Below are 19,175 nucleotides of genomic sequence, written 5' to 3'. Positions count from 1 at the left end.
CCCCCTTTATCTCCAAAAACTATATTGTTCCTGCACCATCACCCCTTATCAGGAGCACCGTGACCCTTGCCCGACTCGCCAAAATGCTCGGGATCATCGCACTGATCATCGGGATCATCGCGTTTGTCCTCCCCGGAGAATTCCTGTTTTCCAATGACATCATCTCCTTTACCTCGACCTAAGGCTCCCTGCTCATCTCCGGGCTGGAATCAGAGCCGTCGCTTGCGTTTTTTATCCGAAAATCCCCGGCGATTCTTATCTCAATACTCGGCCTCGCACTCATCCTTATCGGGATGATCAGAGGAAGGAAGTGAACGGGTTTTTCCCATCGTTAAAAAAGTGCCGGAAGGTTTTTTGCAGTATCCTTTATCGGGGTTCCGGGTTTTCCCCTCCGTCTTTTTCCACCAGCGGGACAGGGAGTTTCTGTTCATAATTCTTGCCAATACCGTTATGGTAGAGGGTGCAGATCTCTACTATATCCTTGGATTTTATCCCGGGCAACACATGGACGACAACGCTTTTCTCCTGCCCGTTAGCGACAACAAAGGTTTTGGGAATTTTTACGTCCTCACATGCAGGGATACTCATGGAAACATCGTAGGCAAACGCTTTACCGGTATTTTTTAAAAGCATCTCCATGGTAAACCACCCCGACGGGTTTTTCCGGGTTTTTGTGCAGATAATGTCAAGGCATGGCTGGAGATGGCTCAGGCCTTCCCGGGCCTCCGTAAGGTTCGGGTCAAGGGAGATTGCGCGTTCGTAACATTCCGCTGCTTCGAAATATTTCTCCTCCTTTTCAAGGATCTCGGCTTTGCGCTCCCATGCACAGACATTCTTCTCGTCAAGCGACAGGGATTCATCGTAACATTGCAGGGACTCATCCATTTTTCCGAGATGCTCCAGTGCCATCCCTTTTGCAAGAAGGGCCTCCTTGTCCCGGGAATCGATGTCGAGTGCCCGGGTAAAGGCGTGGACTGCTTCTGTCTCTTTCCCAAGATGCTCGAGAGCAACGCCTTTGTTAAAGATGGCATGTTCGTTATTGGGATCGAGAGAGAGGACATGGTCGTATGCCTTTATCGCATCTTCATCCTTCCCCAGCGCTTCAAGCACAACGCCCTTGTTGTACCATGAAGAGATGCTTGCCGGATCAAGGGCAATCGAATGGTCATATGCAGCAAGTGCCTCCTGGTGACGTCCCAGTTTTTCAAGGACAACTCCGTGGTTATACCATGCCACCGCATTATTGGGGTTTTTCTTGAGGCACCGTGTGAATGCATCAGATGCTTCAAGGTGCCATGAGAGGCTTGAGAGCACAACCCCCTCTCCGTAATACAGGTCCGCATCATCAAGCCCCAGCGAGATCGCCTTACGGTAGGATGCAAGCGCTTCTTTGTAGTTTTCAAGTGTCTGGAGGCAGATCCCCCTGTGGTACCAGCAACGGGCACGCGAGGGATCGATATCAAGCACAGCATCGTATTTCCCGACTGCAAGTGCATGTTCACCAGTCTTCCGGAAGATATCTGCCGTGCCGGTGAGTGCCGGGATATTATTCGGGTCCAGCGCGAGCGCTTTTTCAAACGCTGCAAGAGCCTCGGCAGGGTTCCCGAGCGCAAAACAGGTATCACCTTTGCCGCACCATGCGTCGGGATCATTTGGGTTGAGCTCAAGCGCTTTTTCAAATGCCCACACCGCGCCTTCAAGTTTTCCCAGACCGATGAGAGTTATCCTGAGTTCTTCAAGTGCAACCGTGTCATGGGGGGCAGCCGCGATCGCACGCTCTATCTCCCAGACTGCCTCCTTGAACTTGCCTAGTTTCCTGAAAATCCTGCCCTTGCGTATCCAGCACTCCGTGCACTTCAGGTTCACGGAAAGCGCCTGGTCGAGCACCTGCAGTGCCTCCTCATTCTTTCCGACGTTCTCAAGGATGGCACTCTTGTTTAACATGGTGAGGATATTTTCAGGAATGACCGGGAGATCAGGGCTTATCTCAAAAGCCTTTTCATATGCACTGGTTGCTTCCCCCTGTTTTCCTAAAAGGAGCAGGGCGACGCCTTTGTTGTACCATGCAAGAGCATTATCAGGGTTCCCCTGAAGCGTCCTGTCAAATGCGCCCAGTGCCTCCTCGCACTTCCCGATTGCCCCGAGTGCCACCCCACGGTTAAGAGCTGCATTTACATTCGCGGGGTCTAATGCCAGGGCTTTATCAAAGGATGAAATGGCTTCGGTGCATTTCCCAAGGTTTCCCAACGCAATCCCGCGGTGAACCCAGAGGTCAGCATTATCAGGCTCGATCGCGAGCCCTTTCTCGTAGCATAAAAATGCTTCACTGCTCTCGCCGACAGAACAATGGTTGTGCCCCTTGCGTATCCAGAATGTCACGCTCTGGGGGTCATATTCAAGAGCCCCAGTTGACGCCCCGAGCGCGTGGTGTGCGGGTTTGTCTGCGTGATGGGCTGCTGGCTGATCTTCTTTAGCCTTATGATGAGGGAGAACCTTATCAAAGATGCCCAATCCGCCCGACTCCTTTTATCGTCCCTAGCAGTGTAATTGTTCCAGCACATTATATAAATTAGGCAGACGGGAGAACCACAAGGTTGCCTCCCATAATTTTGATGTCCGGAATTCCCCTGTGGCAATGTGATTATCTCGGGACACTCATCGGACATTGGATGGTGCTGCAGAATTCTGCATGATGAAATAATTACCTTTTTATACAAAAAAATCCCGATAAAAGGTGTAGGGTTAGGATGCTCCTGTATGAGGATTTTACCATTGGTTTTTATCTTGTTCATCTTTGTTGTTCTTACAGTTCCTACATCAGCAGCAGGATCGGCAGATGACGATATAATTAATAAAGCCCAGAGCTTGAATGTCACAGTCCCTCAGAAAGGGACTGCCCTGCCCGGTACCAAGGAATCCATGACTGAGATGATGGAATGGCTGAATGCCTGCGTGGACGCAATTCTTTCCCTTGTTCACGATGTCATGAACGTGCTTGGGATCAGCAATACAACATATGCGCAGGATATGACCAAAACACTGGAACAGGGAAAAACCATGTCGCAGGGTGGGATCAAGAAATAATCCTTATTTGAAAAGATAAATGCCGGTAACGGTCAGTGTTCAATGATAATGGTGAGCAGGTCGCCGTCCCTGAGTTTATGCGGGAGCCCGACACGCTGTCCCGGGTGTTTGACGGATTTTCCCCAGATGCGGGCATAACGGAACCGGTGCACAAAATCCCGGTGGAGCTTGGTGCAGACGTCCTGCACGTTGCTTCCTTTCCTGATGATGAGCGGCTCTTTGAGATCCGCCTCCTCGCCATGGGGTTTTAAAAAGACACGGATAAACCCGAGTGAATCGTAGATTGCATCTTTGAGCTCCTCCATGTGAAAGCCCGCCTGTGCAGAGATCATGATCGGCGGGATTTTGAACCGCTGCAACAGGTTCCGCTCGATTGTGTCCGAGGTCTCCTGCTCAACAAGGTCGACCTTGTTCACAGCGATAAACGCCGGGACATAGATGCGGTTGCCCTGTACGGCGTCGATAAAATCCTCCTGTGTCGCATTGCCGCGGATAAGGACTTCGGCGTTCATCATCTTGCTTTCTGCAAGGATTGACCGGACTTCATCGATGTCAAGGTCCAGCGTCCCCACAGCGGACAACCGTACGCCACCATACGCGGTCTTCTTGATGGTGATATCAGGTTTTTTGCAGTTGATCCGTATCCCTGCATTGTACAACTCTTTTATTAGAACATCAACGTGCTGCTGGTTGAAGACATCAACGAGGATAACAATGATATCGGCACTGCGCACGACTCCGATCACCTCTTTTCCCCTCCCTTTCCCCATCGCGGCACCGGCAATGAGCCCGGGAATATCAAGGATCTGGATCTTTGCCCCTTTGTGTTCAAGCGCACCGGGGACAACGGTGAGGGTGGTAAAAGCGTATGCTGCCACGGCACTCTGCGTCCCGGTCAGCTGGTTGAGCAGAGTACTCTTACCTGTCGAAGGGAACCCGACAAGCACGGCAGTCGCGTCTCCTGATTTCTTGACCGAGTACCCTTCGCCGCCCCCACCGGCTTTCATCGCGCGGGTGACTGCCTCGTCCCGCAGCCGTGCGATCTTTGCCTTTACCCTCCCGATATGCTTTGACGTGGCTTTATTGTAGGGCGTCCGCTGGAGCTCATCCTCCAGTTCGCGGATCTGATCCTCAAGGCCACTCATCAGGACACCCCGGCAACAAGGCGATCGCACAGGGATCGTTTGGCTGCCACTCGTCTCCAGTTATTGTCGTCTGGAATAATAAAGAGGTGGGGATAAGAATGGGTTATGCAATCCAAACTTTTTTTTGCGAATTTCGGGAAAAAACAGGGGGTTGGAATTACAGGTAGGTATCCATGATGACCTGCTGTGTCCCGTCAGCGAAATACCCAACGATAACAAGATGATCGCTCCCGGAGGTGGCACCGCTGAAAAAGGATGAGTTCCCCACGGTCATGGATTTGGTTCCCTGGGTCATGGGTTGTGGGGAACCACCATTCATCGAAACAGTCAGGTTGTACAACTGGTCAGCTTTCTCTCCGCCAGTGAATGTCACAAGGACATGGGTAGTATTGAATTTGACTGCGGACACTCCGACAAGATTGGGATTCTTCATGATTCCAACAAGACCAAACACCATTGAACCAATAACCGCGGCAAGGATCACTACAAGAGCGACCATCAGGATCGTCCCCATCACTTCTGATACAGCTCGTTCATTTCTGTTATTGACCATATCTATCAACGAGATACGTGTGATGCAACGGTTAATTATCTTTTGTATCGTCCTTTACCTGATGAAAATTTTTTGGTTTCATGATAGGGGGGGAGCATGGTGGCGATATCAGAAAAAACGGGATCAAAACCAGATCATTCTCCCGTAAAACAACATTTAAGTGCACGAACCACCCACCTAGATGAGCAGGCTGCTATAGTGTAGTCCGGCCAATCATGCGAGCCTCTCACGCTCGCGACTGGGGTTCGAATCCCCATAGCAGCACTCCTTTTTGATCGATCTATTAATAATTATCTTAGTTTGCTGACCAACCCCAAGATTGATGAGATAATTCGATAATATTCAATTACATGCGAAAATTAAAAAAAAATAAAAATAATAATCCGAAAAAATCCAAAACACATCAAAAAAAAGGTCTGAAAATCCATAAGCTACCGGATTTTAAAGAAAAAAAGATATCAGGAAAAGACCCGCTGGAAAATTTTTTTATTATATCTGAAAACTCTTCGGAAATCATCTATCACATATCCCTTCCAGAGGGACGTTTTGAATACGTGAGCCCTGCTGCGCTGGATATTACCGGGTACACACCGGAGGACTTTTACCGGAAACCATGGTTTATTGAAGATATCATTCATCCTTTGTTTCGCGACCAGCTCATTGACACAAAGAACAAACTGGCCGGGGGTGAGGTCCCTCCATTTTATGAATTTCCGATCATCCATAGATCAGGGGTAACCCGTTGGCTCCACCAGCGTTTCAACATCCTCCGTGATGAACAGGGGCACCCTGAGGCAATTGAAGGGGTTGTCACGGATGTCACGGAGCGAAAAGAGGCAGAAGAAAAACTCAGGGATACCCGGGAACGGTACCGGCTTATCGTGGAGAACGCAAACGAAGGCATCGCAATCATCCAGGGCAATTATTTTGTTTTTGTCAACCCGAAATGCTGTGAAATTTCCGGATATTCCGAACAGGAGCTTGGGGGCAGGCCTTTTGACACATTCCTTCACCCGGACGACAGGGAATTGTTATCCCGGCACAAGGGAGGGATACAATCGGGCAACATCCGGTCTTCCTACACGTTAAGGATTATTACCAAATCAGGAGTGAATCGATGGCTGGAGGTCAGGACGGTAAAAATAACTTGGGAAGGAACCCCAGCATCGCTCAATTTTTTTAATGATATTACAGAAAACAAAGAAAACGAAGAAGAAGAGAAATGGCTGACCCGTTTTTCCCTGCGTACCCATAAAGCACTCCTCCAGATCAGCAAGATGCAGCCGGGGGACCCTGATGAATTCTTCCGTAAGGTTGCGGAGATCGATGCAACAACGCTCGGCATTGCCCGGGTGAGCTTCTGGAGGTTATCAGATGACCGGTCTGAAATGGTCTGCTATGAGTCCTATGACCGGACAGCAGACAGATATTCCTGCAGAATGCGTCTCAAACGGGCAGATTATCCCCGGTATTTTAAGGAACTCGATAATGACCGGACGATTGCAGCAACCGATGCCCTCAATGATGAACGCACAACGGAGTTTACCGATACATACCTTGTCCCTCTTGGTATCACGTCCAAGTTGGATGTCCCGATCCGGCAGGGGGGGCAGATCGCAGGCATAATCTCTCATGAGCATACCGGACTTACGAGAGAATGGTCGGTTCCCGAACAGGATTTTGTAGCATCGGTCGCAGATCTTGTTGCATCCTTCCTTGAACGATTTGAACGGAGGATCGCAGAACAGGCTCTCGCTGAGAGCGAAGAACGGTTCCGGTCGCTGATCCAGAACTCTACGGATATTATCAGGATCCTTGACAGGGACCAGACGATCATCTATGATTCCCCTTCTTCGGAGAGAATCCTCGGGTATCCCCCCGGTTCAGTTATCGGGAAACATCCTGTTGAGTTTATCCACCCTGATGACCGGGATCGGGTGCGGGAATCCCTTGATGAGGTATATGCACGGACAAACCCCGGCGCCCCGACAGAATTCCGGATAAGGAAGGCAGATGGGCACTATATCCCTGTTGAAGCGATCGGGGTAAACCTCACAGGAGTTGCAGGAGTGGATGGCATTGTGATCACCACACGGCCAGTTCTGGAACGAAAACGGGCTGAAGACGCACTCCGCGAGAGCGAGGAACGTTACCGGAATGTGGTCGAAGACCAGACCGAGTTTATCTGCCGTTTTACATCTGACGGCAGGCTCACTTTTGTCAACGATGCATATTGTAAATATTTCGGGCTGGATAAACAGGCATGTATAGGCAGGCATCACTGTGTGGTCATACCTGCAGATGATGCCCGTCTGATGAAGGAGCATCTTGCCCGGCTCACACCGGCTAATCCTGTTGAGATTATCGAACACCGCATCGTCATGCCGTCCGGGGAGATAAGGTGGCAGCGGTGGAGCGATCGTACAATCTTTGATAAGGATGGCAGGGTGGTTGAATACCAGTCAGTCGGAAGGGACACGACTGATAAAAAACTGGCGGAAGAAGCTCTCCGGAATTCAGAACGCCAGCTTGCTGATATCATCAATTTCATTCCCGATGCCACATTTGCAATCGACCGTGAGAGGAAAATAATCGCCTGGAACCGTGCGATCGAAAAGATGACCGGTGTCAGTGCTCAGGATATGCTTGGCAGGGGGGACCATGAGTACGGCATCCCGTTTTACGGCGAGAAACGCCCGATACTTATTGACCTTGTTTTGAAAGAAGACGAGGAGATCAAGAAAAAGTATACCAAAATTGAGAAGAAAGGAGACCAGTTCATTTCAGAAATTTTCATCGAGCGTCTCTACGATGGGAAAGGGGCCCATCTCTGGTTCATTGCGTCGCCTCTCTATGACACACAGAGCAACGTCATCGGGGCGATTGAATCGATACGGGATGTCAGCGATCGTAAACAGGCGGAGGAGGCTCTCCGCACGCTTACCGAAGAGCTGGCGGACAAAGTGAAGGAACGGACATCGGAACTTGAAAAAACCAACCTGTTGCTTGAAGATGAGATCCGGTATCATCAGGAAGCGGAACACAAGATCCAGCAATCGCTGGATGAAAAAGTTATTCTCCTCCGTGAGATCCACCACCGGGTTAAAAATAACCTGCAGATCATCATCAGCATCCTCAACCTGCAGTCACGGTACGTGAAGGATGCAAAAAGCCTTGAAGCGCTCCGTGACTGCCAGAACAGGGTCAAAGCAATGGCGATGGTACATGAAAGGCTCTACCAGACACATGATATCTCAAAGATCAATGTTGCCGGGTACATCCGGGATATTACCCAGATCCTATTCCATTTCTATGGGTTCAGCCTGAAATCGATCAGCCTTGATATTGATGTCGAAAATATGTTTGTAGACATTAATACCGCGATTCCGATGGGGCTTATCATCAATGAACTCTTCTCAAATGCACTGAAGTATGCGTTCCCTGAAGGGAGAACGGGTAGAATCTCTCTTAATATCAAAAAAGACGGCGATATAATCAGTGTCGTCTTTACCGATGACGGAGTAGGAATTCCTGCTGACCTTGACTGGAGAAATTCCCAGTCGCTTGGCTTAAAACTTGTAATAAGCCTTGTCGAACAACTTATGGGGACGATTGAATTGCACCGGGACAGGGGTACCCGGTTTGATATTTTGCTCAAAGAAAAAAAGTCCCGGGAAGTGTGAATCCCCCGGTCCCAAAATCATGGATCCCTAAACCTTCATCCGGTGCTTTCTTTTATTTTCGTAACTCTGCTTATGCAGGATATCAAACCTTATCCAGATGTGCGGATAAATAATTAAAGACAGGAATGGACGGTCACAAGGAAGACGGTCATCAGGATTGCGATGAACCATGCGAACAGTGTGGGCTTTGCTGCAGGATCTTTGGGGACAGCATCACACCTACGGCTGAGAACCTGTTTGGCTGGATCGAACAGGGGAGGCAGGACATCCTCCGGAACTTCGCTGCCTGTAAAAACGATGGATCATGGGTGAACTGCTCGGACCTTGCGCCCGATGAGCTGCACGATGTTGTCACCGTGGAAATGCGCGACCCGGTCACCCACGACTATCCCGCTGTCTGCCCGTTCCTGCGCCGCGTCGGCAGGAAGCGATACCTCTGCAGCATCCACGATATCAAACCCCATATGTGCGGCACCTACCAGCCCTGGATCTGGGGTGAAACCTATTTTAACAAATGCAGGGCGTTAAAGAGACGGAACGGGAAGAGCCGGTTGCCGGACTAATCTCCGGCTGTTCACTCTGTCAATGCGATTTTCAATCGATAAGATATTGTTTCCCGGAACTATTGAAACGACTAATCGCATCACCCCCTGCATTTATCCTGCGCTCTGGACATGGTTGATTCAATTTCACAACCACAGGTCAAAGGATTCAGGCGTGATGACATCCTCATGAGGAATTTTTGGGATATGGAGGGTAAACGTGCTGCCATGGTTGACGACGCTGTCGACGCTGATGTAACCCCCATGCATCCGGATGTATTCCTTTGCTATCGAGAGCGAGAGTCCGATCCGTTCATACTTCCGGCTCAACAGGTCTGCGTCAGCGAGATGGAAGGGCTCGAAGATCTCATCGAGCTGGGCTTCCGTGATGCCGATTCCATTGTCCCGGATGGCGAGCCGGTGATAGGTGTCATCGGCAGACGAGTTGTAGGTGATCTTTACCTTCCGGGGAGGTGTGGAATAATTTACCGCATTTGAAAGTATCGAGTCAATGACAATCGAAATCTTGTGTGCATCACCTATAAACGTGAGACCGTGCGGGATATCACAGGCAATATCAGCCTTCATAGAGTACCCGCTTGCATTGCTGATATTTTTTAAGAGTTCCCGGACAGAAAAAGTTGAATAATTGATCGGGAGCTTTCCGGAATCGATCACAGAGAAGTCAATCATCTGGTTGATAATCCGGCGCTCCCGGTCCGCGCTCTGGAGGCACCGCCCAAGGATCTTTTTCGTATCTTCGGAAATGCCAAACTCTTCGGGGTCTGCAATAAGCATATCAAGGTACCCGATGATGGGCTGGAGGGGCGTGCGCAGCTCGTGCGCCACATTGGTAATGACCCCGCGCCGCCGTTCATTGTCCTGCCGGATCTGTTCTTTGAGGCTCTCGCGTTCGGAAATATCCATGATCGTGATGAGTACCGAAGGGATCCCGTCATCATTAAACGGGGTGAAAAACAGTGTCGCCCGTTTGATCACGCCTGATTTGGTGAGGAACCGGAACTCCGGGTTTATCAAAACCTGCGTCTTCCCCGTTGACCTTGATACCAGGTCACTAAACTCCTTCCGGTCATCAGGATGGACGAACATGACAAGATCCTTTCCGGCCAGATCTTCACCCCTGTATCCTGAAAATGAGTTGAAGGAAGGGTTGGAACGAACAATCTTCCGGTTGTTGGTGATCACCATTCCGACAGGTGTTGTATCCATCAGTAACCCGTTCTGACTCAGGGACGTGAGGTTTGTCTGCAGGTTGAGGTTTAACTCATTGATATCGACAACCGAAAGGCTCACCTGGTTCCCGGAAGGCTTCCCCCACGACAGTCTGACCCGGATTGGATCGCCTTTCTTTGTCACAAACCGGGTATCCATACCGGTCGATTGGCTCGCCGATCCTAATTGTTTTAAAAATCTTCGCTGCTCATCCCGCGAATAGAAGAGCTGGGATATGGTCAATTTTCCCAGTTCGTCAGGAGAATATCCCAAAATCTTTGCCAGATGTCCGTTTGCAAGGGTAATCGCGAGCGTATCAACGTTAATAAAGACGATCCCGATATGTGAGTTCTCAAAAATACTCCGGTACCGGCCTTCACTGGTTGTCAATCGTTCGGTAAAGTATGAAACTGCCGCGGCAACGCATATGAAGAGCACCGACTGCCCTGTTGCATATCCCATGCTGAACGTGTCAGGAAAAATATAGTAATAAGCGACAGCCTGGTAGGCGATTGCGCAGGCACCGGCGACATAGATCCCCCTGCGGCGGTAAAAATAGGCTGCATAAATGATCGGGAAATAGAAAAGCTGGGGGGAAATCGTGTGGATATTCCGTGCAAGTGCAAGGGAGCTGATAAAAATGCTCGAAAGGGAGAGCGAGACGATGACGCAGAGTCGGACAAAGTCAGTATGGGTGATGGAATAACGCGGCAGGGCGATATACCGATGCATGTATATACCAGTTCTTTGACGCTGTTTTTATAAATACATTCTCTAAAAACCCGCAAAAAACCGTTGAAATCTTCTGGTACAAGCCTCATGGTGAGGATTTTTAAATCCGGTATCGCTCTGGTGTTTCTTTGGTCCTGCTCCAGTCCATCCGGTTGCTATAATACCCTGAGGATCAAAGGATCATTTATGCGCCCTCATGTCGTTGTCAATGTAGCGATGAGCGCAGATGGCAAGATCTCCACCCGCGAGCGACGGCAGGTGAAGATCTCGGGCGCCGAGGACTTTATAAGGGTGGACGGTCTCAAGGCTGAAAGCGATGCCGTGATGGTTGGCATCGGGACGGTGCTTGCAGACGATCCATCTCTCACGGTGAAATCTGATGATCTAAAGAAGAAACGCAAAGAACAGGGAAAAGACGAGCATCCTGTCCGGGTGGTTATAGACAGTTTTGCCCGCATCCCTCTTGATGCGTCTGTGCTCCGTAAGGGTGATGGCATGAGGGTAGTGGCGGTGTCGCAGCAGGCGGATCCGGTAAAGGTTGCCATGTTAGGAAAACTTTCAAAGGTGGTGGTTGCCGGAAAGGATGAAGTCGACCTTGAATCGGTGCTTGAAGAGCTGGCGCTGATGGGGGTACGTCGTCTTATGGTGGAAGGTGGCGGTACTCTGATCGCCGGACTGTTTGCAAAGGGGCTTGTCGATGAATTGTACACATTTGTCGGTAATATCATCATCAGTGGGAAGGATGCTCCTACACTCTCCGATGGAAACGGTTTTATCGGCGAGGCTGATTTTCCCCGGCTTACTCTTTGTAATATCTGTCAGACGGGTGATGGCGTATTGCTTCACTGGAACGTCAGGAGAGGAAAATAATTAAAGAATCTCTTATAATAACCCCATTCCGGGTTTACCTGTTTTGATAATTCTCTCTCTTGTCGGCACGCTGATGAAAAAAACCATTTTTAAAAAAAAAAGAAAAAGATGAAGAATGTTTTAAGATCAGCCACGTGTCTTGTACGGCATCTGCTGGTCGATGACCTTGTACACGGAGCCGGTATTCATGGTCACGATAACCTCAACCCTGTCCGTGCCCTTGGTCCCTTCCAGCTCAACCGTTTCGCCTTTTAAGGGTTTGAGCACCCCCGTAACGACCGTACCATCAGCGCGGGTGACACGGACATCGACCTTGCTTACCCCGCTCATGCCTTTGCCACCGTCAAAGGTTGTGATGATTGTTGTCGAATAGGTGCCAGCTTTTTCAACTGAAAATGAGACCGGAGTTGCAGCAGGGAGCGTCTGGGTCGGGCCGGGTTGGGTTGAACTGCCGGCAGCCGTTGGGAAAACGGTTGTTGAAACGGCGAGCGTGGGAACTTGAGTCGGAGCTGCTGTTTGTGACGGGGTTGTCTGACTTCCCCCACCGGTACAGCCCGCGACGACAAGGAGTGCGACGAGAACTGTGACGACCGGGACTACGAGCTTGATTTTCATACACAGGAATTCTCGCTTAAGACTATTTGAGAATTCCGCTTTTTACAACAGGTAACTTTTGTTTTTTAACATCTGGTCAACAGTTCAATTTCAATCCTGTCTTTCATGGTCCTTTTGTACGGATGAAGTGGTTGCATGAATCAACCGGACCCGGTTTCATGGTAGAGTACTTTCTGATGCGGTCGATTGTTGACTTCAACAATGTGTTACTCTGTTACAATCAAAAAGGACCGGATGCCAACCCTCATCAGCCCGCATTCATACATGGATTATACGTACATCCCGGTTATCGTCCTTGCAGCCGTGTTCCTGCTGATCGCGGTGCGTCAGGTGGGCAGGTTTACCTTAAGGATATGGCAGATCATGCTTGGCGGAGCGCTGGCTGTAATTCTCTCTGGCCAGATAACCCCGGCCGATGCAGTGCGGGCGATCAACATCGATGTCATGGTGTTTTTATTTGGCATGTTTGTCGTAGGGGAAGCGCTGGTCAGAAGCGGGTATCTCGGGTTCATCTCGTACCGGCTCTTCCGCCGTGCATTAACCGTTGACCGGCTCGTCATCACCCTCATCCTGTTCATGGGCATACTCTCCGGGTTCCTCATGAACGACACGCTGGCAATTATCGGCACCCCCCTCGTCCTTACCCTTGCAGCAAGGTCTGGCATTTCCCCAAAGTTGCTCCTGCTCTCGCTTGCCGTAGCGATAACGACAGGGAGCGTGATGAGCCCGATCGGCAACCCCCAGAACCTTCTTGTTGCGGTGAACACCGGGATGCAAGCGCCGTTTGTCACGTTTGCATGGCACCTTGCCCTTCCCAGCTTGATCAATCTCATCATCGCGTTTGCAGTCCTGAAGATATTCTATAGAAAAGAATTCTCGTCCCGCCAGCTGCGGCACCAACCCCCTGAACCCGTTGATACCCGTTCCATGCGGATCTGCCAGTGCTCGCTTGGCATCATCATCACGCTGGTTGCGGTGAACGTTGTGCTGTCACTTGCCGGCAGGGAGTTTGCGATTGCGCTTCCGCTCATTGCACTCTGTGCAGCAGCTCCGGTCCTGATATTATCAGGTGACCGGATAAAGGTGCTGTCCGGGATTGACTGGTACACGCTGGTCTTCTTTGCTGCCATGTTTGTACTAATGGCAAGTGTCTGGCAGACCGGGTTCTTCCAGTCGTTTGTCGGAACCGGTGCAGTTTCATCGGTTCCGATGATCCTTGCAACGGGTGTTGTCATCAGCCAGTTTATTTCAAATGTCCCATTTGTCGCCCTGTTCCAGCCAATGATAATGCAGGCGGGAGGGACAACGGCTCAGCTCCTCGCTCTTGCCGCAGGGAGCACGATTGCCGGCAACCTTACGATTCTAGGGGCGGCAAGCAATGTCATCATTATCCAGAATGCCGAGAAGCAGGGGGAGACGCTCACGTTTTGGGAATTTGCCCGGCCCGGTATCCCGCTCACGATCCTGCAGGTGGCGGTATACGCGATGTTTCTTGCCCTGATGTAAAGGATTGGTATCGAGAGAAAAACAGAGAAGTTTCCAAATTGGGTTTGGGAAAAAATACTGCAGGTTCCCCAACTGGTACAATTTTTAAGGATGCAGCGACTGGATTGATACTATGATGGTTGAGATCGATCGCGGAACCTGTGTCAGCTGCGGAACGTGCCAGAAGACATGTCCCGGTCTTTTCGAAGAGAACCCCGATGACTCGTTCAGCCAGATTGTGGAGAAGTATCGCGTTAACGGAAACATTGCAAAGGGAATCCCACCGGAAGAATTTGAAGCGTGCGCCAGGGAATCTGCAGATCTCTGTCCGGTGCAGATCATCAGGATCGGGGAATCATAAGGAATAATAAATGAGGTCAGGTAATATTACCAGATCACACCTACATCTTTGTGAGGAGAAACGGTATGGCGGAATACAAGTTTGAAGATCCGGATAAGCATGAAAAGGCGGATAAGAAGCGCGAGGATCTGAAGGGAAAAGTCCTGAACCTAAAAAATCTCGTCAGTTATGCCGAGGGTACGGTCGCAAGCCGGATGATCATCTCGAGAAAAGCCGGCAACATCACACTCTTCTCGTTCGACGAGAACGAAGGGCTCTCCGAGCACGCTACGCCGTACGATGCGCTCGTCACGATCCTTGAGGGCGAATGCGAGGTCTGGATTGCAGGGCAGACATGCCAGATGAAAGAGGGAGAGACGATTATTTTTCCGGCAAACGTCCCTCACGCACTTTCCGCGATCACGAAGTTCAAGATGAGCCTGACGATGATACGGGAGTAATGAGATGGGCGGGGACGACAAGGACGGGTACTACTGCTCGATCTGCGGGGGCATCCCGCCCGACAAGATCAAGACCAAGATGATCTTAATTGACGGGAAAGAGACCGGCATTGACCAGCTTGACTGGATTTTGGCAGAAGTAAAAAAGCTGAAACTCACTGAGGACACATCGATCACCGAAGAACTCCTGAAGCGGACTCAGGCCCTCAACTACGTACCGACAAAAAAGAAAGAAGCATACGGGGCGGCGCTGCTGAAAGAATATAAAAAATTCTTAACAGAATCTGTATAATTGCAGTCATTTTTTAATCCTTCATTCAAATGTTCGTTGATGCCATCAGTTTGTTAGTTAGATTCAGTTCACATTACACTTCCCGCAACCCCATGATCCAAATCTTGCCCCGTTTGCCAAAATACGCTTAATACGGCCTTTAAATTTTCAGGTAACTTTCCGCCTTTTTCGCTCCAGTGGAAGCGGTGTCCACGCCGACAGAAAATATTGTTTTAATCGGGCATTTTCAAAAAATACGCGTTTATAGCGGGATAAAACCGTGCAATTTAGCAACGTTCTTTTGGCCTCGTATGGTTTACCTGATGTCCAGTCCGTTTTTCAGATTATCGTGCCACAGAAACGCGTTGTTGCCCTGATTTTCAAATTCATAAATAGTGTGTTTAAAATGCGTATTTTGACAAAATAACCAATTATTGGTGAATTCTCTCCCAATTTATGCGAAGAATGGCGTGATCCTGACTTTCGCACAGTCGGGACCCGTGCCCGGGGTTTTTATATGAATAAGGTTCACCATGCTTTAGAGAATTTCACATGACCGTAAAACCAGATCCGCTCCGCGTTGCCGCTGCGGTGATCCTTGGCATAATCACCGGTGCAATCCTGTTCTTGGTTGTCGCTTTGTTGATCGGCATCTTCAATGACATAGTCCACATGAATATATCGGTCAGCACAAATATTGCGGAAAATATCTTCAGCGCAATCCTGTTAGCTGTTTTGATCATCGTCTGTGTGGCCGGATTTTACTGGAAGGTCACCTCAACGCCCCCATCAGAGCCGGGACGGGAAGACTGATCCGGCAGGAAACCTTCTTTCCGGTATCCTCTAGCAAATCCTTTGCCGTTCAGTCCAGCCACCCCCTCCTTTTCCATTCCTCGTATTCCGCTGTGCGGAAGTCGCGGTCCGCTTCCACGATTGTTTTAAAGTACCGCCGGTTTTCTCTAAGGATATTTTCCTGAGCAGGATCAGAATATCCGTCCCGGATCGCGCCGGCAAGTTTTTCTCCCAGCGCCCGTGCATTCGGCTCCGCACGATCGATCGCGCCGGCATCTCCCTGTGTTGCGATGCCGATGCCGCCAACGGATATGACGCCAAGGTAATTGAGCACGTGTTCGAGATACGCGACAACCTCATTACCGCCCGATTCCTCCGTGACAGCAACGGCGCACCCGTATCTCCCGGCCAGCAGCTGGTAGTGGATTGCATCCGCGAGGCGGTCGATAAAGATCTTCATCTGGCCGGTGACGTTGTCGATATAGACCGGTGAACCGAAAACGATCCCATCCGCTTCCCTCATACGTGACAGGAGTTCGGGCACATCGTCATCAAATACGCAGGTGCCGGTCATCCTGCAGCCCTCGCAGTCCGTGCAGGGCGTGACCCGGAGATCCGCGAGATCGATCATCTCCGTTTCCGCGCCGGTGTCTGCCGCTCCTTCCAGCACAAAGCCGGCGAGTTTTCGCGTTCCGCTCCGGATCGTCCGGGGGCTCCCATGGATGGCGAGGATTTTCATGACAGGGTGAATCTCCGGTAAAGGATTATCCGTCCTCCTGTTTATTCCTGTGGCAGGGCTTTTTCGCACGAAAATAAAACCGGCCATAATGGGCCGGACAGGAAGGATAGCATGATCCCTCACAACCCTTTTGTACAAAGAGCAGGATAATTTCCCCTCATAGTATAATCCTCGCGGAGGAGCCCATGCCCGAACCTGAAAAGAAGAAAGCCGAACTGAAAATTTCCGGCATGCACTGCGCGACCTGCGCCATCAATATCGAGGAATCCCTCTCAAGGCTCAACGATGTCGGAAAGGCGCAGGTAAACTTTGGCACTGACACGGCGCATGTTGAATTCGATCCGGAAAAAGTGAAACTTCCAGACCTTGAAAGAGCGATAAAAGACGCCGGCTACGATGTAATCAACCGGCAGGCGACGATCAAGGTTGGTGGGATGATGTGTGCCACCTGCGTCGAGACGATCGAGGCCGCGCTCCGTGCTCTTCCCGGTGTATCAGTCGCAACCGTCAACCTCGGAACGGAGAAGGCGTACGTGACATACAACGAGAGTATTACGACGCTTGCAGACATGAAAAAGGCGATCGGGGATGCCGGTTACCAGTACATCGGGCTTTCCGAGGAAGTAAGCGAGGAGGTAGAGAAGAAGATCCGGGAAAAAGACCTGCGGGAAAAGTTCCTCCGGTTTTCGATCGGGTTTGCTGTTTCCATCCCGCTGATGGTCGCCATGTGGGTTCCGCTTCCCATCCCCATGCACGTGCTCCCGTACGTGATGCTCATCGTGGCAACACCTGTCTTCATCTACGTCTCGTACCCCATCTTCCGCGCCGCGTGGATCGCGCTCTCCCACAGGACGCTGAACATGGACGTCATGTATGCGATGGGGATCGGCGTTTCGTTTGCCGCATCGGTGATGGGCACGTTCTCCATCGTTCTCACCCATGAGTTCATGTTCTATGATACCGCGATCATGCTCGCATCGTTCCTCATGCTCGGGCGGTACCTCGAGGCCCGGGCAAAGGGGAGGACTTCGGACGCAATCAAAAAACTAATCGGGCTCAAGCCAAAGACCGCGATCATCATCCGAGACGGGAACGAGACCGAGATCCCGGTTGAAGATGTAACTGTCGGGGATATCGTGATCGTGAAGCCTGGCGGGAAGATCCCGGTTGATGGGGAGGTCGTCGCGGGCGAGAGCTATGTGGATGAGGCGATGATCACCGGTGAACCCGTCCCGCCAATGAAGGCAAAGGGGGCACGGGTCGTTGCCGGTACCATCAGCCAGAACGGAGTCCTCTCGGTCAGAGCAACAAATGTCGGGAAAGAGACGGTGCTCGCCCAGATCATCCGGCTCGTTGAAGAGGCGCAGGGGAACAAACCTCCGGTGCAGCGAATTGCGGATGTGGCGGTCACGTACTTCATCCCCGTTGTCCTCGTGATTGCGTTTGCGTCGTTTGCGGCATGGTATCTTGTATTCCACAGCACGCTGCTCTTTGCGCTGACGGCGCTTATCTCCGTTCTCGTGGTTGCCTGCCCGTGCGCACTCGGGCTTGCGACACCGACAGCTGTGACGGTGGGTGTCGGGCGCGGGGCCGAGCTGGGAATCCTGATCCGGAACGGCGAGGCGCTCGAGATCGCGGAGAAGGTCACGACCGTCGCTGTGGACAAGACCGGCACACTGACGCGGGGAAAACCGGAAGTGACCGACCTTGTCCCTTACGGAATCACCGAAGAGACCCTCCTCTCTTTTGCCGCGGCAGTCGAGAAGAACTCGGCCCACCCTCTGGCGCAGGCCGTTGTGAGGAAGGCAGAAGAGCGGGGTGCAAAGAGCGGGCCTGCAGAGCATTTCGCCACGTTCGGTGGCAAGGGGGTAGCGGCAACGGTCCTGAACGAATTTGTGCTTGTAGGGAACCGGGTGCTCCTGCAGGAGAACGCTGTTGCAATCCCCGCGGATGCCGAAGCCCGGATTTCCGGTTTTGAAAAAGACGGTAAGACCGTGGTTCTGGTATCAGCCGGCGGCCAGTTTGCCGGTATGATCGCTATCGCCGACACGCTCAAGGAGAGCTCAAAGGACGCTGTCAGCCAGATGAGCAATATGGGCATTGCGGTCGTCATGGTCACCGGGGACAACCGGCGCACGGCGGACGCGATTGCACGGCAGGCAGGAATCACACAGGTGATCGCCGAGGTGCTCCCCGATGCAAAGGCAGCGATGGTAAAAACCCTCCAGCAGGAGGGGAAGGCCGTCGCTTTTGTCGGGGACGGGATCAACGACGCCCCCGCACTGGCGCAGGCTGACGTGGGGATTGCGATCGGGAGCGGGACAGATGTTGCGATCGAGAGCGGGGACATCGTTCTGATTAAGGATGACCTGCTCGATGCGGTAGCGGCTATCCAGCTCTCAAAGCAGGTGATGGGCAGGATCCGGGGCAACATATTCTGGGCATTTGCCTACAACACCGCGTTGATCCCGGTCGGTGCAGGCGTCCTGTACCCTTTTTTTGGGATAACGTTCTCCCCGGAACTTGCGGCAGCTGCGATGGCGGCAAGTTCTGTAACTGTCGTTTCGCTCTCGCTGCTGCTCAAAAGGTATATACCTCCGGCAAAGCAAGGAAGAACATGAGGTGGAACA

17 protein-coding genes and 1 tRNA gene are annotated in these 19,175 nt (G+C 51.2%); 12 read left to right on the top strand and 6 right to left on the bottom strand.

Annotated features, from left to right (window positions below):
• Positions 1-59 precede the first annotated feature (59 nt).
• The gene (locus OS112_08160) at positions 60-182 is read left to right on the top strand and encodes a hypothetical protein (protein ID WAC04435.1); all 123 of its coding nucleotides are present in this window, start codon (positions 60-62) and stop codon (positions 180-182) included.
• A 184-nt stretch (positions 183-366) separates the two neighbouring features.
• Here OS112_08160 and OS112_08155 read toward each other — a convergent pair whose 3' ends face one another.
• Positions 367-2,511 carry a tetratricopeptide repeat protein gene (locus OS112_08155; GenBank protein WAC04434.1) on the bottom strand — a complete coding sequence of 715 codons (2,145 nt, stop codon included), beginning with the start codon at positions 2,509-2,511 and terminating at the stop codon, positions 367-369.
• A gap of 261 nt (positions 2,512-2,772) precedes the next feature.
• On the opposite strand from OS112_08155, the gene OS112_08150 reads away from it, so the two are divergent.
• Positions 2,773-3,084: a hypothetical protein gene (locus tag OS112_08150; GenBank protein WAC04433.1), complete on the top strand. Its 312-nt coding sequence runs from the start codon at positions 2,773-2,775 to the stop codon at positions 3,082-3,084.
• Between the two features lie 32 nt (positions 3,085-3,116).
• Here OS112_08150 and OS112_08145 read toward each other — a convergent pair whose 3' ends face one another.
• Both OS112_08145 and OS112_08140 read right to left on the bottom strand, forming a co-directional pair.
• A complete protein-coding gene (locus tag OS112_08145; GenBank protein ID WAC04432.1) occupies positions 3,117-4,229 on the bottom strand; it encodes a GTP-binding protein in 1,113 nt (370 codons plus the stop codon).
• A gap of 157 nt (positions 4,230-4,386) precedes the next feature.
• A complete protein-coding gene (locus OS112_08140) occupies positions 4,387-4,782 on the bottom strand; it encodes a type IV pilin N-terminal domain-containing protein (GenBank protein WAC04431.1) in 396 nt (131 codons plus the stop codon).
• Between the two features lie 189 nt (positions 4,783-4,971).
• On the opposite strand from OS112_08140, the gene OS112_08135 reads away from it, so the two are divergent.
• The 3 genes from OS112_08135 to OS112_08125 all read left to right on the top strand — a co-directional run bounded on the left by OS112_08135 (position 4,972) and on the right by OS112_08125 (position 9,028).
• A tRNA-Glu gene (locus tag OS112_08135) sits at positions 4,972-5,046 on the top strand.
• Between the two features lie 86 nt (positions 5,047-5,132).
• A complete protein-coding gene (locus tag OS112_08130; protein ID WAC04430.1) occupies positions 5,133-8,465 on the top strand; it encodes a PAS domain S-box protein in 3,333 nt (1,110 codons plus the stop codon).
• 125 nt (positions 8,466-8,590) lie between these two features.
• Positions 8,591-9,028: a YkgJ family cysteine cluster protein gene (locus OS112_08125; GenBank protein ID WAC04429.1), complete on the top strand. Its 438-nt coding sequence runs from the start codon at positions 8,591-8,593 to the stop codon at positions 9,026-9,028.
• 126 nt (positions 9,029-9,154) lie between these two features.
• On the opposite strand, the gene OS112_08120 is transcribed toward OS112_08125, so the two are convergent.
• Positions 9,155-10,972 carry a PAS domain-containing sensor histidine kinase gene (locus tag OS112_08120; protein WAC04428.1) on the bottom strand — a complete coding sequence of 606 codons (1,818 nt, stop codon included), beginning with the start codon at positions 10,970-10,972 and terminating at the stop codon, positions 9,155-9,157.
• Between the two features lie 186 nt (positions 10,973-11,158).
• Between OS112_08120 and OS112_08115 the strand changes: the two genes are divergently transcribed.
• Entirely contained in the window at positions 11,159-11,842 is a 684-nt protein-coding gene (locus tag OS112_08115; protein WAC04427.1) for a 2,5-diamino-6-(ribosylamino)-4(3H)-pyrimidinone 5'-phosphate reductase, read from the top strand.
• 126 nt (positions 11,843-11,968) lie between these two features.
• Here OS112_08115 and OS112_08110 read toward each other — a convergent pair whose 3' ends face one another.
• Positions 11,969-12,457, bottom strand: a complete 489-nt coding sequence (locus OS112_08110) for a hypothetical protein (protein WAC04426.1) — start codon at positions 12,455-12,457, stop codon at positions 11,969-11,971.
• A gap of 234 nt (positions 12,458-12,691) precedes the next feature.
• Between OS112_08110 and OS112_08105 the strand changes: the two genes are divergently transcribed.
• From OS112_08105 to OS112_08085, 5 genes are all read left to right on the top strand, one after another.
• On the top strand, positions 12,692-13,963 hold the full coding sequence (locus OS112_08105) for an SLC13 family permease (protein ID WAC04425.1): 1,272 nt from the start codon (positions 12,692-12,694) through the stop codon (positions 13,961-13,963).
• Positions 13,964-14,075: 112 nt separating this feature from the next.
• Positions 14,076-14,303: a ferredoxin gene (locus OS112_08100; GenBank protein ID WAC04424.1), complete on the top strand. Its 228-nt coding sequence runs from the start codon at positions 14,076-14,078 to the stop codon at positions 14,301-14,303.
• A 65-nt stretch (positions 14,304-14,368) separates the two neighbouring features.
• Complete coding sequence (locus OS112_08095) at positions 14,369-14,743, top strand: cupin domain-containing protein (protein WAC04423.1); 375 nt, start codon at positions 14,369-14,371, stop codon at positions 14,741-14,743.
• A gap of 4 nt (positions 14,744-14,747) precedes the next feature.
• Complete coding sequence (locus tag OS112_08090) at positions 14,748-15,035, top strand: NAC family transcription factor (GenBank protein WAC04422.1); 288 nt, start codon at positions 14,748-14,750, stop codon at positions 15,033-15,035.
• Positions 15,036-15,566: 531 nt separating this feature from the next.
• On the top strand, positions 15,567-15,827 hold the full coding sequence (locus OS112_08085; protein ID WAC04421.1) for a hypothetical protein: 261 nt from the start codon (positions 15,567-15,569) through the stop codon (positions 15,825-15,827).
• A 49-nt stretch (positions 15,828-15,876) separates the two neighbouring features.
• On the opposite strand, the gene OS112_08080 is transcribed toward OS112_08085, so the two are convergent.
• Positions 15,877-16,545 (bottom strand): flavodoxin family protein, encoded by a 669-nt coding sequence (locus tag OS112_08080; protein WAC04420.1) that lies wholly within the window; start codon positions 16,543-16,545, stop codon positions 15,877-15,879.
• 185 nt (positions 16,546-16,730) lie between these two features.
• On the opposite strand from OS112_08080, the gene OS112_08075 reads away from it, so the two are divergent.
• The gene (locus tag OS112_08075; protein ID WAC04419.1) at positions 16,731-19,166 is read left to right on the top strand and encodes a heavy metal translocating P-type ATPase; all 2,436 of its coding nucleotides are present in this window, start codon (positions 16,731-16,733) and stop codon (positions 19,164-19,166) included.
• Positions 19,167-19,175 lie beyond the last annotated feature (9 nt).

It is taken from the genome of Methanoregula sp. (assembly GCA_026625165.1).
Taxonomy (GTDB): Archaea; Halobacteriota; Methanomicrobia; order Methanomicrobiales; family Methanospirillaceae; genus MVRE01.
This window is presented reverse-complemented; position numbering and strand designations above follow the sequence as displayed.

Bases quoted from the DNA above. Each gene is read 5' to 3' on its own strand.
- OS112_08145 (WAC04432.1), bottom strand. From the start codon at position 4,229: ATGAGTGGCCTTGAGGATCAGATCCGCGAACTGGAGGATGAGCTCCAG.
- OS112_08140 (WAC04431.1), bottom strand. From the start codon at position 4,782: ATGGTCAATAACAGAAATGAACGAGCTGTATCAGAAGTGATGGGGACG.
- OS112_08130 (WAC04430.1), top strand. From the start codon at position 5,133: ATGCGAAAATTAAAAAAAAATAAAAATAATAATCCGAAAAAATCCAAA.
- OS112_08125 (WAC04429.1), top strand. From the start codon at position 8,591: ATGGACGGTCACAAGGAAGACGGTCATCAGGATTGCGATGAACCATGC.
- OS112_08120 (WAC04428.1), bottom strand. From the start codon at position 10,972: ATGCATCGGTATATCGCCCTGCCGCGTTATTCCATCACCCATACTGAC.
- OS112_08115 (WAC04427.1), top strand. From the start codon at position 11,159: ATGCGCCCTCATGTCGTTGTCAATGTAGCGATGAGCGCAGATGGCAAG.
- OS112_08110 (WAC04426.1), bottom strand. From the start codon at position 12,457: ATGAAAATCAAGCTCGTAGTCCCGGTCGTCACAGTTCTCGTCGCACTC.
- OS112_08105 (WAC04425.1), top strand. From the start codon at position 12,692: ATGCCAACCCTCATCAGCCCGCATTCATACATGGATTATACGTACATC.
- OS112_08100 (WAC04424.1), top strand. From the start codon at position 14,076: ATGATGGTTGAGATCGATCGCGGAACCTGTGTCAGCTGCGGAACGTGC.
- OS112_08095 (WAC04423.1), top strand. From the start codon at position 14,369: ATGGCGGAATACAAGTTTGAAGATCCGGATAAGCATGAAAAGGCGGAT.
- OS112_08090 (WAC04422.1), top strand. From the start codon at position 14,748: ATGGGCGGGGACGACAAGGACGGGTACTACTGCTCGATCTGCGGGGGC.
- OS112_08085 (WAC04421.1), top strand. From the start codon at position 15,567: ATGACCGTAAAACCAGATCCGCTCCGCGTTGCCGCTGCGGTGATCCTT.
- OS112_08080 (WAC04420.1), bottom strand. From the start codon at position 16,545: ATGAAAATCCTCGCCATCCATGGGAGCCCCCGGACGATCCGGAGCGGA.
- OS112_08075 (WAC04419.1), top strand. From the start codon at position 16,731: ATGCCCGAACCTGAAAAGAAGAAAGCCGAACTGAAAATTTCCGGCATG.